Source organism: Blautia sp. OM07-19, from assembly GCF_003481595.1.
GTDB classification, from domain to species: domain Bacteria; phylum Bacillota; class Clostridia; order Lachnospirales; family Lachnospiraceae; genus Blautia_A; species Blautia_A intestinihominis.
Genome location: NZ_QULA01000006.1, coordinates 121,072 through 135,987, shown reverse-complemented (window position 1 = coordinate 135,987; position 14,916 = coordinate 121,072). Strand labels below are relative to the sequence as shown.

The 14,916-nt window shown below is 38.0% G+C and carries 20 protein-coding genes and 3 pseudogenes; 1 reads left to right on the top strand and 22 read right to left on the bottom strand.

What is annotated here, in order from left to right; genetic code table 11:
- Position 1: 1 nt before the first annotated feature.
- The 12 genes and pseudogenes from DXC01_RS06650 to DXC01_RS06600 form a co-directional block, all read right to left on the bottom strand.
- On the bottom strand, positions 2-913 hold the full coding sequence (locus tag DXC01_RS06650; protein WP_118698566.1) for a helix-turn-helix domain-containing protein: 912 nt from the start codon (positions 911-913) through the stop codon (positions 2-4).
- A gap of 57 nt (positions 914-970) precedes the next feature.
- On the bottom strand, positions 971-1,159 hold the full coding sequence (locus tag DXC01_RS06645; protein WP_055057014.1) for a helix-turn-helix domain-containing protein: 189 nt from the start codon (positions 1,157-1,159) through the stop codon (positions 971-973).
- A gap of 82 nt (positions 1,160-1,241) precedes the next feature.
- Positions 1,242-1,718: a sigma-70 family RNA polymerase sigma factor gene (locus tag DXC01_RS06640; RefSeq protein WP_118698565.1), complete on the bottom strand. Its 477-nt coding sequence runs from the start codon at positions 1,716-1,718 to the stop codon at positions 1,242-1,244.
- Between the two features lie 395 nt (positions 1,719-2,113).
- Positions 2,114-2,278: an Arc family DNA-binding protein gene (locus DXC01_RS06635; RefSeq protein ID WP_118698564.1), complete on the bottom strand. Its 165-nt coding sequence runs from the start codon at positions 2,276-2,278 to the stop codon at positions 2,114-2,116.
- 202 nt (positions 2,279-2,480) lie between these two features.
- Positions 2,481-2,975, bottom strand: a complete 495-nt coding sequence (locus DXC01_RS20535; protein WP_243111563.1) for an HD-GYP domain-containing protein — start codon at positions 2,973-2,975, stop codon at positions 2,481-2,483.
- 166 nt (positions 2,976-3,141) lie between these two features.
- Positions 3,142-3,396, bottom strand: coding sequence for a hypothetical protein (locus DXC01_RS20530; RefSeq protein ID WP_243111562.1), 255 nt, complete (start codon positions 3,394-3,396; stop codon positions 3,142-3,144).
- 80 nt (positions 3,397-3,476) lie between these two features.
- Positions 3,477-5,018: an ASKHA domain-containing protein gene (locus DXC01_RS06625; protein ID WP_118698563.1), complete on the bottom strand. Its 1,542-nt coding sequence runs from the start codon at positions 5,016-5,018 to the stop codon at positions 3,477-3,479.
- Between the two features lie 59 nt (positions 5,019-5,077).
- Positions 5,078-5,736: pseudogene (locus tag DXC01_RS06620) on the bottom strand (flavin reductase).
- Positions 5,729-6,136, bottom strand: a complete 408-nt coding sequence (locus DXC01_RS06615) for a Fur family transcriptional regulator (protein WP_117450067.1) — start codon at positions 6,134-6,136, stop codon at positions 5,729-5,731. Before DXC01_RS06615 ends, DXC01_RS06620 begins: the two are co-directional and overlap by 8 nt.
- A gap of 131 nt (positions 6,137-6,267) precedes the next feature.
- A pseudogene (locus DXC01_RS06610) lies at positions 6,268-6,654 on the bottom strand (YaaA family protein); the annotation flags it as partial.
- 134 nt (positions 6,655-6,788) lie between these two features.
- Positions 6,789-7,712, bottom strand: a complete 924-nt coding sequence (trxB, locus tag DXC01_RS06605) for a thioredoxin-disulfide reductase (protein WP_118698562.1) — start codon at positions 7,710-7,712, stop codon at positions 6,789-6,791.
- 15 nt (positions 7,713-7,727) lie between these two features.
- Positions 7,728-8,051 (bottom strand): thioredoxin family protein, encoded by a 324-nt coding sequence (locus DXC01_RS06600; protein ID WP_015524989.1) that lies wholly within the window; start codon positions 8,049-8,051, stop codon positions 7,728-7,730.
- 166 nt (positions 8,052-8,217) lie between these two features.
- On the opposite strand from DXC01_RS06600, the gene DXC01_RS06595 reads away from it, so the two are divergent.
- Positions 8,218-8,901, top strand: a complete 684-nt coding sequence (locus tag DXC01_RS06595) for a Crp/Fnr family transcriptional regulator (RefSeq protein WP_044994845.1) — start codon at positions 8,218-8,220, stop codon at positions 8,899-8,901.
- Positions 8,902-9,012: 111 nt separating this feature from the next.
- Here DXC01_RS06595 and DXC01_RS06590 read toward each other — a convergent pair whose 3' ends face one another.
- The 10 genes and pseudogenes from DXC01_RS06590 to DXC01_RS06545 all read right to left on the bottom strand — a co-directional run bounded on the left by DXC01_RS06590 (position 9,013) and on the right by DXC01_RS06545 (position 14,855).
- Entirely contained in the window at positions 9,013-10,704 is a 1,692-nt protein-coding gene (locus DXC01_RS06590) for an FAD-dependent oxidoreductase (protein ID WP_118698561.1), read from the bottom strand.
- Between the two features lies 1 nt (position 10,705).
- Complete coding sequence (locus DXC01_RS06585) at positions 10,706-11,026, bottom strand: rhodanese-like domain-containing protein (protein WP_008708183.1); 321 nt, start codon at positions 11,024-11,026, stop codon at positions 10,706-10,708.
- An 11-nt stretch (positions 11,027-11,037) separates the two neighbouring features.
- Positions 11,038-11,343: a thioredoxin gene (trxA, locus tag DXC01_RS06580; protein ID WP_118062274.1), complete on the bottom strand. Its 306-nt coding sequence runs from the start codon at positions 11,341-11,343 to the stop codon at positions 11,038-11,040.
- A gap of 92 nt (positions 11,344-11,435) precedes the next feature.
- Positions 11,436-12,182 carry an SDR family NAD(P)-dependent oxidoreductase gene (locus tag DXC01_RS06575; RefSeq protein ID WP_005421611.1) on the bottom strand — a complete coding sequence of 249 codons (747 nt, stop codon included), beginning with the start codon at positions 12,180-12,182 and terminating at the stop codon, positions 11,436-11,438.
- A 153-nt stretch (positions 12,183-12,335) separates the two neighbouring features.
- Positions 12,336-12,494 carry a rubredoxin gene (locus tag DXC01_RS06570; RefSeq protein ID WP_005339874.1) on the bottom strand — a complete coding sequence of 53 codons (159 nt, stop codon included), beginning with the start codon at positions 12,492-12,494 and terminating at the stop codon, positions 12,336-12,338.
- Positions 12,495-12,588: 94 nt separating this feature from the next.
- Positions 12,589-12,963: a desulfoferrodoxin family protein gene (locus DXC01_RS06565; RefSeq protein ID WP_118698560.1), complete on the bottom strand. Its 375-nt coding sequence runs from the start codon at positions 12,961-12,963 to the stop codon at positions 12,589-12,591.
- Positions 12,964-13,147: 184 nt separating this feature from the next.
- Positions 13,148-13,348, bottom strand: a pseudogene (locus tag DXC01_RS20525) (rubrerythrin family protein); the annotation flags it as partial.
- Between the two features lie 89 nt (positions 13,349-13,437).
- Positions 13,438-14,184 carry a peroxide stress protein YaaA gene (gene yaaA / locus DXC01_RS06555; RefSeq protein ID WP_055066634.1) on the bottom strand — a complete coding sequence of 249 codons (747 nt, stop codon included), beginning with the start codon at positions 14,182-14,184 and terminating at the stop codon, positions 13,438-13,440.
- Positions 14,184-14,639, bottom strand: coding sequence for a thioredoxin-dependent thiol peroxidase (gene bcp / locus DXC01_RS06550; RefSeq protein ID WP_005421605.1), 456 nt, complete (start codon positions 14,637-14,639; stop codon positions 14,184-14,186). The genes yaaA and bcp overlap by 1 nt, the downstream gene beginning before the upstream one ends.
- A gap of 3 nt (positions 14,640-14,642) precedes the next feature.
- Positions 14,643-14,855 (bottom strand): DUF6219 family protein, encoded by a 213-nt coding sequence (locus DXC01_RS06545; RefSeq protein WP_118698559.1) that lies wholly within the window; start codon positions 14,853-14,855, stop codon positions 14,643-14,645.
- Positions 14,856-14,916 lie beyond the last annotated feature (61 nt).

Here is a 14,916-nt window from a genome sequence, read left to right as displayed (position 1 = left end):
GCTATACCACCCCCTTTTCCTTCCGCTTCAATAACCACTGTTCAAATGCTTCTCTTGGAATACGAATAATCTTTCCTGTTTTTCTGACCGAGATTTTTCCTGTGGTGTACCAATAAGCTATGGTTGCAGGCTCCACTCCTGCCAGTTCTGCCGCTTCCGGCACTGTCAGATACTCCAGACATTTTTTCTCCTGGCTGTGATCTGCTTCTACAAGACATCTTCGCTTATAATTCTCATATTCCCGTTTTTCTTCCAACTCCAATTCTTCATATTCAAAATTAAACAGCTCATAGGTATCCTGTGCCTGCAAGAATCGCTCAAAGCTCTCCCTTGTCACCCTTCTCCGTCCGGCAATTACAATGACGTCCAGCAATGGGGCATATTTTTTACTGCTCAGGATTCCATATACGGTACTTCTTGGAACATCAAGCAGCCGGGCCATTTCCGGCATACTGAGACTGGCTGCCTCTGCAGCTGCATCTTTCTTACGATCTTCCTGTGTACGGTATCTGGACTGGCTGTGATACCAGTCCCAGAAAGCATCCGTCGGCACTCGCAATCTTTCATTCACGGTAACTGTCTCAATATTGTTTTTCTTCAATATCTCATATACCGTTGCGTTGTCCGTCCCCAGCATTTCCTGTATTTCTTTTGGGGAATAAGATCTGAGCCTCAACTCTTTTCCCGGTGCTTCCCCATTGACTTTGTGATACCAGTCCTGATTGGCATACCACTTTTCAAAACTGGCAATTTCAACCCTCATCTTTCCAAGCAATGTTTCTGTCCGAAAATAGTTTTTATGAACCAGCCAGTAACGATCTGTCTTCTTTAATCCCAACATATCCCCCATCTCGTGGACACTCATCCACTTTCGGGGTTTTGCCGGTGATCCAACTCTTTGTATCACTGCCATGTTTCACGCTCCTCCCATTCATTTTTCTTAAATCATATCTCACAATACGCAAATAATTTAGGATGTCACAGAAGCATTTCCCTTATCCAACCACTCGTCAAAACTCTTCTTGGAAATGCGGTAGCCACCGCCTTCTAACTGAATCCAGCGGAACTCATTTTGTCTCAACAGCTTATAGACCGTTGATCTGCTGACATCCAGCATTTCCTGTAAATCCTTCACCGTATAACATCTTTTTTCTGCCATATTTTCACTCTCTTTCTATCTGTTTTGATTTTATTTCTAAATACAAAAATCATGAAAAAGTTAAGAGTGCCGTTCTCACTCTTTAACCTATTTCATACATTTTCCGCATTTTCTTTAAGATTGCACTGACCTTCTGAGACATACGAACCTTTGAAATTCCCAGTTTTTTCGCCAGTTCTACCTGCTTCATACCATCAAAGTAGATGGACTTGATAATAAACTGTTCATGTTCTGACAGCTTTGCGATATTCTGATGCAATTCTGCAGATTCAGCCTGCAGAATTACCAGATCTTCTACGCTCCGCTGGCACTCATCCGGTAAATCCTGCACTCCGATTCCATCTGTATTCTCACTGAAAACACAGTCCAGAAGCTCTGTCCACTTTGTTTTTCTTGTCATGGTTTCCGGGTCTTCCGGCTGCCACTTTTTACTTCTGTAAACTTCATTACGGTAAGCGGAAAGCATTGCCTTGGCTACCTCTCTGGTTATTTCATAAAATTTCCCATCAACTTTTGCATAAAATTTGTCATTGAATTTATATGGATGCTCTACATACATCGTCCGTTCCTCCTGAATTTGAAATCTGTTTCGTGTTCCAAATTCAAGAGCGGAGGGGACCGGCTCCTTCTGATGCCTCTGATCATGCGTACTGATTTCCTTTCAGGCCACCAGATCAGGCAGACCTGTGGCTTATTGGCCGGAAATCAAAATTTCAGGGCAACAAAAAAAGCCCCTCCGGGGTGCTAACCCGAAAGAGCTTTTCTAATAATCATATGAAGTTTTCCTGCTGTTCTTTTATTTCCAGCATAATCAGTATAACAGTTCAAAGTATCAGGGGTATCTCAAATACCTGCCGTAAAGTATCACTGATTCCTATAAAAGTATCATCATTTGATACTTTTTAAATTGACATAAAAATACACCGGAACTCACCAGCCCGATGTATGATCTTTCTATTTATTTAATGTGCCATGATCTTTCTCATGTTGAGCAATTGCCTGACGAATCAGATACATCACTTCTCCATTGATAGAACGCCCCTCAAATTCAGCAAGACTTTTCAATTTTCCGTGCGTCTCAGAATCAATCCGAAGACCAAGATGTTTATCTTTTTCCATATGGCTTCCTCTCCATTTGATAAGTACAAAATAAGTTCATAATACAAGTACATTTTAAGTACAAAACATGGTAAAATGGTTTAAATGAACTTGTTTTAAGTACTCTATATTTTATTATTAGGGGAGAGCATCAAAAATATGAAGAAAGAAAAGCGATATTATCAAATCCGAATGGATTATTTCTGGCTTTCCATTCTGGCAGTCATAATACTGCATGATGTTTCATCGTTTTAAATTCTTCATCGGTTAATTTTTCTGGTTTTTCCAGAATCTCATTCCCGATTGCGACCTTTCCTATGTCATGTAAAGCTCCGGCAATATACATTTTCTGACAGATATCCTCATCAAATCCCATGAACCTTGATATTTTTTCCGCACCTTCCGCAACACCCATTGAGTGGTTACTTGTAAAGGGTGATTTATAGTCCACAATATGGGCAAAAAGATCTGCAATAGCTTTAATCTGTGCAAAATTAAGTTCCAGCTTTATTCTGGGTACTTTCTTCCACAACATCGTATCCAGGGTTTCATTATCAATCATATGAATTTTTTCATCTGAAAAAGCATTAAAAAAAACTTCCACGCAGAAGGAATCAAACAATTTATCTTTTGACTTTATTACAAATTCTTCTGTTCTTTTCCACTCATCCGAATCTGATTTCATAGATCGGCAAAATATATCTATCGTATCACACATATGGATAATCCTTGCAAAAAACGGTACTTCATTCCATTGTTTTCCAAAAGGTTCACTTCCATCAGCGTTTTCATGGGGGGGTACAGTATGACATTAGATACATCATTATGAAACGGTATATTTTTCAGAATTTTTTCTCCTATGGTACAATGCCTTCCCAGCTTCGTCACCCCGTTACGTAAAGCGTCATTTTGAAGCTCTTCCTGAATATATTGTGCCACTGCATTGTCTGTCGTGCAGCAATGCACACTCTGCCAGATCCTGCAGGCTTTGACCCTGTATACCCATTTTTTTCAGCAGTACAAACCGCCATATATGCCACACGTTTAGAATGATTGTTTGTTACTTTAATCAGCTCTGCCTCTACACAGTCCAATGCATATGAGCAGGCTGCTAATAACCCCAGCACATCAAATTTCATTTTTGATCTTGTCTCCTCCTTTGTTCTGTTTTCTGAGAAATCTGGAATATGCTTACCATGACAGATTTCTCAACCTCGGATCAATAAAAGCATATGTTTTGTCTTTTCTTTAATTTTTCCATGACCGTTGGATATTTTTTATAATCTGTGTGAGGTAAGGCCTGGGCAGCTACCATCTGTTCCAGAAAATCATCCACTTCCGCAAATTGTATATAAGTCATTTCTTCCAGTATCTGATCAATATCTGCAAGAAGTTCTTTGTTCAGCAAAAGCTTCTGTGCTCCTTCCAGCGAAGAATTTCCAGCATTGATCATCTTCTCCCGTTCCATGTCAGGATACATCCCAATGGTAATGGCTGATTCCACAGATACATATTTTCCAAAAGAGCCGGCTACATAAAATCGATCTGCCTGATTCAGTTCAAGTCCAGATTCCCGGAGCATGATCTCAACCATTATATGTGCTGCGGCTTTGGTAAGAATAAATTCGTCGATATCTTTCTGATAAAAATACAGACCCGGAGCATATTCTATGCAAAGCTGACCTTCTCGTTTCTGAATAAGATTCGTTTTTTCAGGAGAAAACTTACCACGAATATCTATCCAGCCTTCTAAAAAAAGTTCCGCAATCAGATCGACAATACCGGAACCGCAGATACCCTTAGGGCTAATTTTTCCTGAAGAGTTACCAATTACATGAACATGGATTTTTCCACCTCTTATCCTCACGCTGTCCACTGCTCCGGCATCTGCCCTCATCCCGGTGTGTACTACACCGCCTTCCAATGCAGGCCCCGCCGCACCGGCGCCGCAAAGAAGAAAATCTTTATTTCCTATCACAAGTTCACCGTTGGTTCCAATGTCAAAGAAAACACTGATTCCATCCTTTTTATATAATTCCGTTTCAATCATTCCACTGATGATGTCACCACCCAGATAATTAGACTTCGCCGGATAACAATATACATAACCATTCAGCGGAATGTCCAGATCTTTTGCCGGCTGGAATCCCGGACGGTCTGCATGAACAGCATGTGGCGTATAAAAGACACAGAAAGCATCTATTCCCAAAAGAAAGTGGATCATGGTGGTATTGCCTGCTACTACCATAGACAGACATTTTCGTGACACCGGATGCTTTACATCCAGCTTATCCATGCACTCTATAATAGACTCAACTGTAGCAATCCGTATCTCTTCCAGTTTTTTCCTGTCATCTTTGCAGAAAAAAATACGTGATAAAATATCGGTTCCCCACTGAATCTGTTTATTAAAGCAGCTTTCTTCTCCCAATATCTCACCACTATTACAATCTAAAAGTCTCACCACTACCGTTGTACTTCCAAGATCCACAGCCAGCCCATAATGCTGTCTGGCTGTATCTCCGCTTTCTATATCAACCAGCTCCCATTTTTCTCCATTCCAGGAAATCGAAACGGTTATTTTCCAACCTGCACGATCAAGTAATGGATATAGTTGTCTCAACATGCGAACCGGAATATGAACCTCCTCTTTCACGCCCTCCGCGGATAAAGCTTCCAGAATGCGCTGCTGGTCTGAACGCTGATCCTCTTCGGTTGGAACAGAAAGATCAAGATATAATTTTCGGCTAAGACCTCTCATAGTATTCATCTCCCTACAATTTGTGCATTTTTTATTCTGTAAAAAAAGAAGGTCATCCGTTATATCACATACTTGACATCCTTCCTTACCTCCGCTTTCTTTATCACTTTTTCAAAATCTGATGCCGGATGTTTGCACAAAGGACATACAAAATCATCCGGTAATTCTTCTCCTACATACTCATATCCACAGATCCTGCAACGCCATATTGTCTGACCATCTTCTGTTTTTCCTACTGCCTGTGGCTTAGGTTTTATGTGATTCTGATAGTACTCGTATGTTACAGAAGGGATATCACTTAAGACTTCCATGTCTGTTATTTCACCAATAAACATCGTATGGGAACCCAAATCTTCTGTTTTATTAACACTTACAGAAATATACGCATTTGTTCCTTCTGTGATATAGTAAATTCCATTTTCGCCCCTTGCACATTTTTCAAATGTTTCAAACTTATTCATATCCCGCCCGGATTGAAAACCAAAATGTTTAAATAATTCAAACTGGGCACTCTGGCTTAATACTGACACTGTGAATTTTCCGGTTCTTTGGATCATTTCATGTGTATAATTTGCTTTATTTACACAGATACTTAATTGATTAGGTTCTGATGCCGCCTGGATTGCAGTGTTAATGATACAGCCATTATCCTCTTGGGCTTCTCTGCAGTCAGTACAAATAATCCGTAACTCAGCTTATACATCGCTTTTTTATCCATTCTGCTCCTCCTTCATCTTCTCCCTGCATCTCGGACAAATGCCTTTAAAGGAAATATCATATTCCAAAAAATCAATTCCATGCGTATCATGAATTCTTTTCATTAAATCCGGTATTTCCTCCATATCTACATCCGATACCTCACCACATTTTATACATCTCACATGATAATGATTTTTCAATGTGATATCGAACCGATTTGCTCCATCTGGCACTTCAACCTTTCTCAGAGCACCTTCTTCTGACAGTATATCAAGATTTCTATATACTGTTCCTTTTCCAATGGTAGGATATTCTTTTTTTAGAAATTCATATACTTCATTTGCTGTAACATGCCTTTTCATTTCATATACAGCATTTTTCACAAGATCTTTCTGAATTGTATTTCTTCTGTTAGTCATTTGCCCTCCTTATTAGGATTTATTCTTAATTAGAAGTATATATCAGAAGTTTAAAATGTCAATAGAAAATTAGTAATAATTACTATTATTGAAATAATAGCACTTTGTAAATGTCCCTTTTTCGCACAATCTTATTCCATAATTTTTCGTTCAAAAACATATTCTATTTCAGATGATAAATCTCTTCTAAAATTGTATCCAAGTCTGTCAAACGTTTGTACGTCTGCAGGATTTTCAATTTCTTTTTCTGCCATATATCTGACCATCTCACCACGAGCCATCTTAGCATATGTACCTTTTGTTACCAGTTTATCCCCTGATTGTTCACAAAACGTAACCGTAATATATTTGTCTTTATCTGATAAATATTTTTCTATACATTTCGAGTATTCTTTTGATGCAAGATTAATGATAATCCTGCTGTCATCAAGCACTGAACGATATAATCTTTCACCCCAATAGTCATATAGATTTTTGGTATCTTCTATTTCAGCTTTCGCCTTCATCTCCAGGCGATGCCTTCTTTCATCAGCATAATCATTGTATCAGGATAAAGTTCACAAAGTATCCGCAATACATTCCCATAAGTTCATGTCATTATTGAAATTGTACATATTTCAGTATGAAAAGTTCACCATTCAAATTCTGATTATTATTTCTCCACATACTCTTCTGCCATATGTACTGCCATAGCACCATCTGCCACTGCTGTTACTATCTGACGAAGTAACTTTGTTCTGACATCTCCTACAGCATAAACACCCGGAATACTCGTTTCAGTGTTTTCACCTGCCACAATATATCCTTTATTATCCAGTTCTATCTGATTATCTAAAAAATCTGTTGTCGGTTTTCTTCCTATACTCACAAACAGGCCGTCACATTCTATAATGTTTTCTTCTCCTGTAACTGTATCTTTCAACCGCACACCAGTCAATCGTTCTCCATAAATCAGTTCATTTACTGTATTGTTCCATCGAAACTCTATATTTTCAGTTTTCATCAGCTGGTCATGGTAGATTTTCGTTGCACGTAATGTATCTCTTCGATGAACAATGATGACTTTCTTAGCAATTCGACTTAAAAGAACAGCATCTGATACAGCAGAATTTCCACCACCAACAACCACCACGATCTTATCTTTATAAAACATACCATCACAGGAGGCACAATAAGCAACCCCATGACCTATCAATTCTTTTTCTTTAGCGAGACCAAGTTCTCTTGGATTTGCTCCAGTAGCAATCACTACTGTTTTTCCAATATAAATTCCCGAACTAGTTTCTACTCTCTTAAGCTTTCCTGTTAAATCCATATTAAAAACTTTAGCATATTCACTTTTAGCGCCAAATTTTTCCGCCTGTTTTTGCATTTTCTCTGCCAATGAAAATCCGTCAATTCCATTTTCAAAACCAGGATAGTTATCAATCTGCCAGGTCAATGACATCTGACCACCTGCAGATAATTTTTCTAAAACAATGGTATCAAATCCTGCTCTGGCTGCGTATAATGCTGAAGTATACCCTCCAGGTCCTCCCCCCACGATAATCATATCGTAAACATGATTTTCATTCATACAGCAGTCCTCCTTTTATTTTTCCAATGCTTCATTAATAAAATTCTCTATCATTATTTTTGATTCAGGTGCAACAATAGAATCTATTGCCTTTCCATTTCGATATAAAACCAGCGTAGGAATCACCTCAATCTTTTCAGCTTCTGCAATCTGTGGTTCTTCATCAATATTTACTTTTCCAGCAACAAGAATATCGCTGTATTCTTCACTTATTTTTTCATAAGCTGCTCCAATTCTACGGCAATAACCACACCAAGGTGCCCAGAAATCAACCAAAACCGGTTTTTCCTTATGAATTAATTGTCCAAACTTTTCTTTATTTATATTTATAGATGTCATATTTTTCAACTCCTTCTCCTATTTGAACTTAATATACCCCAAATAAGTGCTTGCTTCCGTGATGATATCACAGAAAAGATAATTTACTTTATTACACTTCTTTTTATTTCTATTTATGGCATATGCCAGTTATATAATTGACGCATCTAAAAAAAGCAAGTATACTATGTTCGTAAAGGAGATGACTGCTATGAGCTTCGAAAATTATTTTCCACTATGGAATGACTTAAATACAGCACAGAAAAAACTAATTTCAGACAATTTAATCACACGGGATGTAAAAAAAGGAACGATCATTCACAATGGAAACCTGGACTGTACTGGATTATTACTGGTTAAATCCGGGCAGCTTCGAACTTACATACTTTCAGATGAAGGACGGGAGATTACACTTTACCGTCTGTTCGATATGGATATGTGTCTTTTATCCGCCTCATGTATCATGCGGTCTATTCAATTTGAAGTAACCATTGAAGCAGAAAAAGATACGGATCTTTGGATCATCCCTGCTGAAATCTATAAGGGCATCATGAAAGAATCTGCTCCTGTCGCAAACTATACCAATGAGTTAATGGCTACCCGTTTTTCTGATGTCATGTGGCTGATTGAACAGATTATGTGGAAGAGTTTGGATAAGCGTGTTGCTTCATTTCTTTTAGAAGAAACATCCATTGAAGGAACAAATGAACTGAAAATCACTCACGAAACTATCGCAAACCATCTTGGTTCCCACAGGGAAGTTATTACTCGAATGCTTCGATACTTTCAAGGCGAAGGACTCGTCAGACTCTCTCGCGGCAAAATAACAATCCTTGATTCGAAAAGACTGGAAACACTACAAAGATCATAAAACGTTTTTTTCTCTAAAGAATCCTCCATTTATCAGAATTATGAAAGTCATTCTAATAAATGGGGGATCTTTTTATACTACAATCAAACTATAAAAATATTTTATTTATTTCTAATAATCCATACCACATGCATATGATCTTTCAATCAGTGCATGGTCATTAGCCACTGCATCATAAAAGCGGAATCCACCTGAAAAGTTGTATGTTTCATATCCATTTCCTTCCAAAATACGGCTTGCAATATAACTGCGTAGCCCACTCTGGCATATCAGGTAAACAGGCTTTCCCTTCTCAACTTCATTGATACGTTCCCTCAGTTCATCTACAGGAATGTTTTTAAATCCATTAATATGACCCCTGCTAAATTCACCTACTGTTCTCACATCTAGCAACACAGCATTTTTATCTTTAAAAATCTTATCCATATCTTCCAAATGCCATTGTTTTAAGGTTCCTTTTGCTATATTGTCTATCATGAATCCGGCCATATTTACAGGATCCTTTGCAGAGGAATATGGCGGTGCATATGCGAGATCCAAATCTTTCAACTGGGTTGCCTTCAGCCCTGCATGAATTGCTGTTGCCAGCACATCAATACGTTTATCAACACCTTCATATCCAATAATCTGAGCACCAAGCAAACGATAAGTCTCTTTTTCAAAAACCACCTTCATGGTCATCACTTTTCCACCAGGATAGTAACCGGCATGACTCATAGGAGAAAGAATTACTGTATCTACATCTAACCCTGACTTTTTGGCATTGGTTTCATTGATACCTGTAGTAGCTGCTGTCATTTCAAATACTTTGATAACGGAGCTTCCCTGACTGCCCAGGTAACGACTATCACCGCCACAAATATTATCAGCGATGATTCTGCCCTGTTTATTGGCTGGTCCTGCCAAAGAAATCAGCGCATCATTACCCGTAACATAATGTTTTACCTGAACTGCATCACCTGCAGCATAAATATCCGGTACAGAGGTTTCCATTCTGTCATTCACTACAATACTTTCCTTGATGCCAAGTTCCAGACCGGCTTCTTTTGCTAATACTGTGTCTGGTGTGACTCCGATTGCCAGAACTACCATATCAGCCTGAAGGGATGGATTATCTTTCAACAGGACCTCCACTCCGTTGTCTTTTTCTTTAAATCCTTCTACTGTATAGCCCAGTACCAGTTTTATCCCATGCTTTCTCATTTCATTATGGATCATGGATGCCATATCCGGGTCAAAAGGGTTCATCAGCTGCTTAGGCCTCTGGACAATCGTAACATCCATGCCAAGCTCCCTCAAATTTTCTGCCAGTTCCAGACCAATAAAACCGCCACCTGCCAATACAGCCGATTTTGGATGATTCTTATTTATATATTCCTTTATCCGAAAAGTGTCTTCTACAGTACGAAGTGTAAAAAGTTTATCAATACCTACTCCGGGAAGTCTCGGCTGTGTTGGCTTTGCACCTGAAGAGAGGATCAGCTTATCATATTTTTCTTCAAATATCTCACCATTCTCTAAATTTTTCACTGAAACCGTTTTACGTTCCGGATGTATGGAGATAACTTCATGATGAATTTTCATGTTAATACGGAAGCGTTTAAAAAAACTCTCTGGTGTCTGTAGTGTAAGTTCTTCCGGGTCTGTGATCACGTCTCCAATATAATATGGAAGTCCACAATTTGCATAGGATATGTATCCGGATCTTTCAAACACAGTAATTTCAGCATGTTCATTCAGTCTGCGTATTCTTGCTGCGGCTGTAGCTCCTCCGGCTACACCTCCTACAATTATTACCTTCATCTTATTTTTCCACCTTTCCTGAGTAAGCTGCAATGCCACCGATATTATTTACTTTAGAATATCCCATTCGTTGCAGTATCCCAGTTGCCTGGCGGCTTCGTGAACCGGAATAACAGTATACAAACAGTGGGATATCCTTATTCTTCGCTACAGAAGCAATATTGTCAAGTTGCTGCAACGGCACATTTTTACTTTCTGGTATATGTCCTTCCTGATATTCCTGCGGTGTACGTACATCCAGCAGAACTGCATCACCAGTCCTTTTATATTCTTCTATGCCTTGATTAATATTCGACTGTTTAAAGAGATCAAAAAATCCCATTAGAACACCCCCTAAAGCATTTCTAAAATCGCATTCTTAGGTCTCGCCCCTGAAACCTGCTGTACAATCTTCCCATTCTTCATAACCACTAAAGTTGGAATGCTCATAATACTGAACTTATTTGCCAGTTCAGGCTCTTCATCTACATTAATCTTTCCAACTTTAATATCTCTACGCTCACTTGCAATCTCCTCTACAATAGGTACTACCATACGGCAAGGCGCACACCAAGATGCCCAAAAATCTAAAAGAACGGGTTTATCGGAACTCAGTACTTCGTTCTGAAAATTATTTTTATTGATATTAATAGCAGACATTTTACAGTCCTCCTTATCTTTTTCTTTTTGTAGATTTATTATGGTCTTAATTTCATTTATTTTCCGTGATTACATCACCATACCTCATTAACTTAACTTCTTGCCATACCATCTACACTTAATATAACACCTGTAATGTAACTCGCCTCATCTGAAGCAAGAAACACAAACGCATTGGCAATATCTTCTGGCTGTCCAAGACGACGCAATGGAATTCTTTCAATCATAGGTTCGATAACTTCCTTTGGCACGGCCTTCATCATATCAGTTTCTGTAATCCCAGGTGCAACAGCATTAACACGAATACCTTTAGGTCCTAGTTCTCTTGCTAATGATACAGTCAATCCGTTTACTGCAAACTTGGATGCAGGATAAGCAAACCCACTTGGCTGTCCCGAAATACTCACCATGGAAGAAGTTGAGAGAATGACCCCCTTGCCTCTTGCCACCATACATTCTGCTGCTACACGAGTAGTATTAAATACTCCTTTTACATTTAGATCCATGACTTTATCAAAAGTCTCCTCTGTATAATCCATAAATGAGGTGTTTTCTGAAATCCCTGCATTATTTACCAGTATGTCGACACATCCATATTTTTCAGTTGCCTCTTTAAAAGCCTTTCTGACAGACTCCATGCTTGCCAGATTTGGACTAATTCCAGCAACTATTGCATTGGGATATTTTTCTTTTAATTTATCTACAGCAACATCTGCCGATTCCTGTGAACTTGCTGCCAACACAACTGAAGCACCTTCCTTCAAGAATTTATCAGCTGTAGCAAATCCTATACCACGGCTTCCACCCGTAATGATTGCAACTTTATCTTTTAATCTCATTTAGACTACCTCCTTACTTTGTTTGTAATTACATTGTAAGCAAAAGGTAAATCATTTTCTGTGATATCATCACAAACTATCGTAATAAAAAACCCTGTTGCTCACACGCACCAGGGTTTTTGTTTATCTATCCGTATTTAAATAATCAGAATTTTATTCAACTTCTGAAAACTGATCTTTTCCAACATTACATAATGGGCATTCAAAATCTTCTGGAACGTCCTCCCACTTTGTTCCTGGTGCAATACCACCTTCAGGATAACCTTCCTCTTCATCATATTCCCATCCGCAAACGTCACATACATATTTCATTAGTTTGTTCCTCCTTAAAAATATATTAATACAAAGCATATATTACTGTTGTATCTGAATTATTTTGTAATCTTAGCACGAAAGTCAAGTGTTTTTAGCATTTCCAGAGTCCATGAAGATTGCAGTATGCGTATACTTCTTCTACATATTCTCCATCACAGAGGCAGAAATCCGCAATAGGTTCCTGTCCTGGAATTAGCTGTTTTCTATAAATACCCTGATTTGTATTTAGTGTAATCCATTCAATGAAATGATTATCAAGCATTGGATGTTTTGTTTCACCGACCACAACATGTACATGCTGTTTGTCCACTGTATATACAGGTACATGCTTCTCAACAGCAGCATTTGTCACTCCAGCTTTTAACTCATGCATAGCCTCTCCGCAGCACATTACTGGTACGCCTTGATCCTTTACCATTTCAATAATGTTTCCACAATGATTGCATACATAATATTTTACTTCCATCTTTTTTATCTTCCTATGTTTAAAATTTAAAATCCAATTGTTTCTATAACTTTTTTCAAAGCATCCGCCGATTTCTTAAACTTTAATGCTTCTTTACCAACTGATGCGGAACCAACAAAGCCACAGCCTATCATTACTGCTTTTTTTAATAATCACTTTCTTCTTTGTAATAATCTCCTTCTCTTTAATAGTTCTCTTCACGTACTTCGAAATAACTCTGTGGATGGTTACATACTGGACATATCTCAGGTGCCTTTGTTCCTACCACAACATGTCCACAGTTACGGCATTCCCATACCTTAACTTCACTCTTTTCAAACACCTGTGCAGTTTCAATATTCTTAAGAAGTGCACGATATCTCTCTTCGTGGTGCTTCTCAATCTGTTTATTGTCAATAAATAATAGTAATAATTACTATTATTATAATAATCAATATTACTGATTACCTTTCATTTAAAATAATCATTCAATCATCATTTTTTCCGTTCAAAAACATATTCTGCATCTGATGATAAATCAGAGCGGAATGAATAGCCTAGTCTATCAAATTTCTTAATATCCTCAGGATTTTCAATTCTGTTTTCAGCCATGAACCTAACCATTTCACCACGGGCCATCTTAGCATATGTACCTTTTGTCACCAGTTTATCTCCTGATAACTCACAAAATGTAATCGTAATGTATCTATCCTGTCGTGTCAGATATTTTTCTATGCACTTAGAGTATTCTTTCGATGCCAGATTGATTATAATCCTGCTGTTATCAATCACTGAGCGGTATAATAACTCTCCCCAGTACTCATACAGATTTTTTGTTTCTCCTATTCCAACCTTCGCCTGCATTTCCAAACGATAAGGTGTCACACCATCCCTTGGTTTTAGCACACCATAAAATGCAGATATTATTCTCAAATGATTTTGTACATACTCGAACTGACTGTCCTCAAACACGGATGGAGCCATATATTGAAAAGCAATTCCTTCATATGATAAGACAGCTGGGGTAAGTAAATGATAAAGATCCATGTTTTCCAATCTATTGAAGTTCTGTTCTGTAATTTTGTCATTACATTTCCAGATAGTCTTCAGTTCTTCTTTTGACTTACTTTTCAACCAACTTTGTATCTCTGTCGTCTTTTCAATAAATTCAGGCAATCCATCCGGCGCTATGCTGTCAGTATCTGTAATCATCTTTTTAGCAGGGGATAATATTATCTTCATTAATCTAATTCCTTGAGCATATTTTCAGGATCATCTGCAGCCTTGACTTTATCATTTGCCTTTATAATAATCCCCTGTTCATCAATAAGATATGTGGTTCTTACTACTCCCATAGAGACTTTGCCATAATTTTTCTTTTCTTTCCATACATCATATGCTTCAATAACTTTCCGCTCTGGATCTGCTAAAAGTGTAAATGTCAATCCATATTTTTCCTCAAATCTCTTATGAGAGGATACAGAATCCTTACTGACTCCAAGAATAACTGCTCCTTTTTCGGTAAACTGAGGGTATCGCTCAGAAAACCCACATGCCTGTTTCGTGCATCCCGCTGTATTATCCTTGGGATAGAAATATAAAATCACTTTTTTTCCTGTATAATCCGATAATCTATGTATTTTCCCATTTTGATCTGGCAACTCAAAATCCGGTGCCTTAACCCCTACTTCCAACATTATTTATCCCTCCCTTTCTGTATCTTTCTCTTTATTCGCCTTTTTCTTCCTATTCCCGGTAATCATTTTATAACCTGTATATATCGCCATTACCATACATAACATAGAACTTAAAGCAAAGTATTTGTGACTTGATTTTTGCTTTTTATATCCAGTGTAAAAAGTCCCAAGCATTGTGATCAATGCTCCTACTGACCAATATTTATGTGCTTTCATGTAATTCCTCCATTTTTTCAGTGTATTCAATTTTAATTATACGCTACCATATTCCTATGTC

Excerpts from the sequence above, each read along its gene's own strand:
- DXC01_RS06645 (WP_055057014.1), bottom strand. The coding sequence starts at position 1,159 with ATGGCAGAAAAAAGATGTTATACGGTGAAGGATTTACAGGAAATGCTG.
- bcp (WP_005421605.1), bottom strand. The coding sequence starts at position 14,639 with ATGTTGGAAGTAGGGGTTAAGGCACCGGATTTTGAGTTGCCAGATCAA.
- DXC01_RS06615 (WP_117450067.1), bottom strand. The coding sequence starts at position 6,136 with ATGACTAACAGAAGAAATACAATTCAGAAAGATCTTGTGAAAAATGCT.
- DXC01_RS06590 (WP_118698561.1), bottom strand. The coding sequence starts at position 10,704 with ATGAAGGTAATAATTGTAGGAGGTGTAGCCGGAGGAGCTACAGCCGCA.
- DXC01_RS06600 (WP_015524989.1), bottom strand. The coding sequence starts at position 8,051 with ATGACATCTATAAATATAAATAAAGAAAAGTTTGGACAATTAATTCAT.
- DXC01_RS06575 (WP_005421611.1), bottom strand. The coding sequence starts at position 12,182 with ATGAGATTAAAAGATAAAGTTGCAATCATTACGGGTGGAAGCCGTGGT.
- DXC01_RS06650 (WP_118698566.1), bottom strand. The coding sequence starts at position 913 with ATGGCAGTGATACAAAGAGTTGGATCACCGGCAAAACCCCGAAAGTGG.
- DXC01_RS20535 (WP_243111563.1), bottom strand. The coding sequence starts at position 2,975 with ATGTGTGATACGATAGATATATTTTGCCGATCTATGAAATCAGATTCG.
- DXC01_RS06635 (WP_118698564.1), bottom strand. The coding sequence starts at position 2,278 with ATGGAAAAAGATAAACATCTTGGTCTTCGGATTGATTCTGAGACGCAC.
- trxB (WP_118698562.1), bottom strand. The coding sequence starts at position 7,712 with ATGAATGAAAATCATGTTTACGATATGATTATCGTGGGGGGAGGACCT.
- DXC01_RS06565 (WP_118698560.1), bottom strand. The coding sequence starts at position 12,963 with ATGGAAGTAAAATATTATGTATGCAATCATTGTGGAAACATTATTGAA.
- DXC01_RS06585 (WP_008708183.1), bottom strand. The coding sequence starts at position 11,026 with ATGGGATTTTTTGATCTCTTTAAACAGTCGAATATTAATCAAGGCATA.
- DXC01_RS20530 (WP_243111562.1), bottom strand. The coding sequence starts at position 3,396 with ATGAAATTTGATGTGCTGGGGTTATTAGCAGCCTGCTCATATGCATTG.
- DXC01_RS06640 (WP_118698565.1), bottom strand. The coding sequence starts at position 1,718 with ATGTATGTAGAGCATCCATATAAATTCAATGACAAATTTTATGCAAAA.
- DXC01_RS06545 (WP_118698559.1), bottom strand. The coding sequence starts at position 14,855 with ATGAAAGCACATAAATATTGGTCAGTAGGAGCATTGATCACAATGCTT.
- DXC01_RS06570 (WP_005339874.1), bottom strand. The coding sequence starts at position 12,494 with ATGAAATATGTATGTGACGTTTGCGGATGGGAATATGATGAAGAGGAA.
- trxA (WP_118062274.1), bottom strand. The coding sequence starts at position 11,343 with ATGTCTGCTATTAATATCAATAAAAATAATTTTCAGAACGAAGTACTG.
- DXC01_RS06595 (WP_044994845.1), top strand. The coding sequence starts at position 8,218 with ATGTTCGTAAAGGAGATGACTGCTATGAGCTTCGAAAATTATTTTCCA.
- yaaA (WP_055066634.1), bottom strand. The coding sequence starts at position 14,184 with ATGAAGATAATATTATCCCCTGCTAAAAAGATGATTACAGATACTGAC.
- DXC01_RS06625 (WP_118698563.1), bottom strand. The coding sequence starts at position 5,018 with ATGAGAGGTCTTAGCCGAAAATTATATCTTGATCTTTCTGTTCCAACC.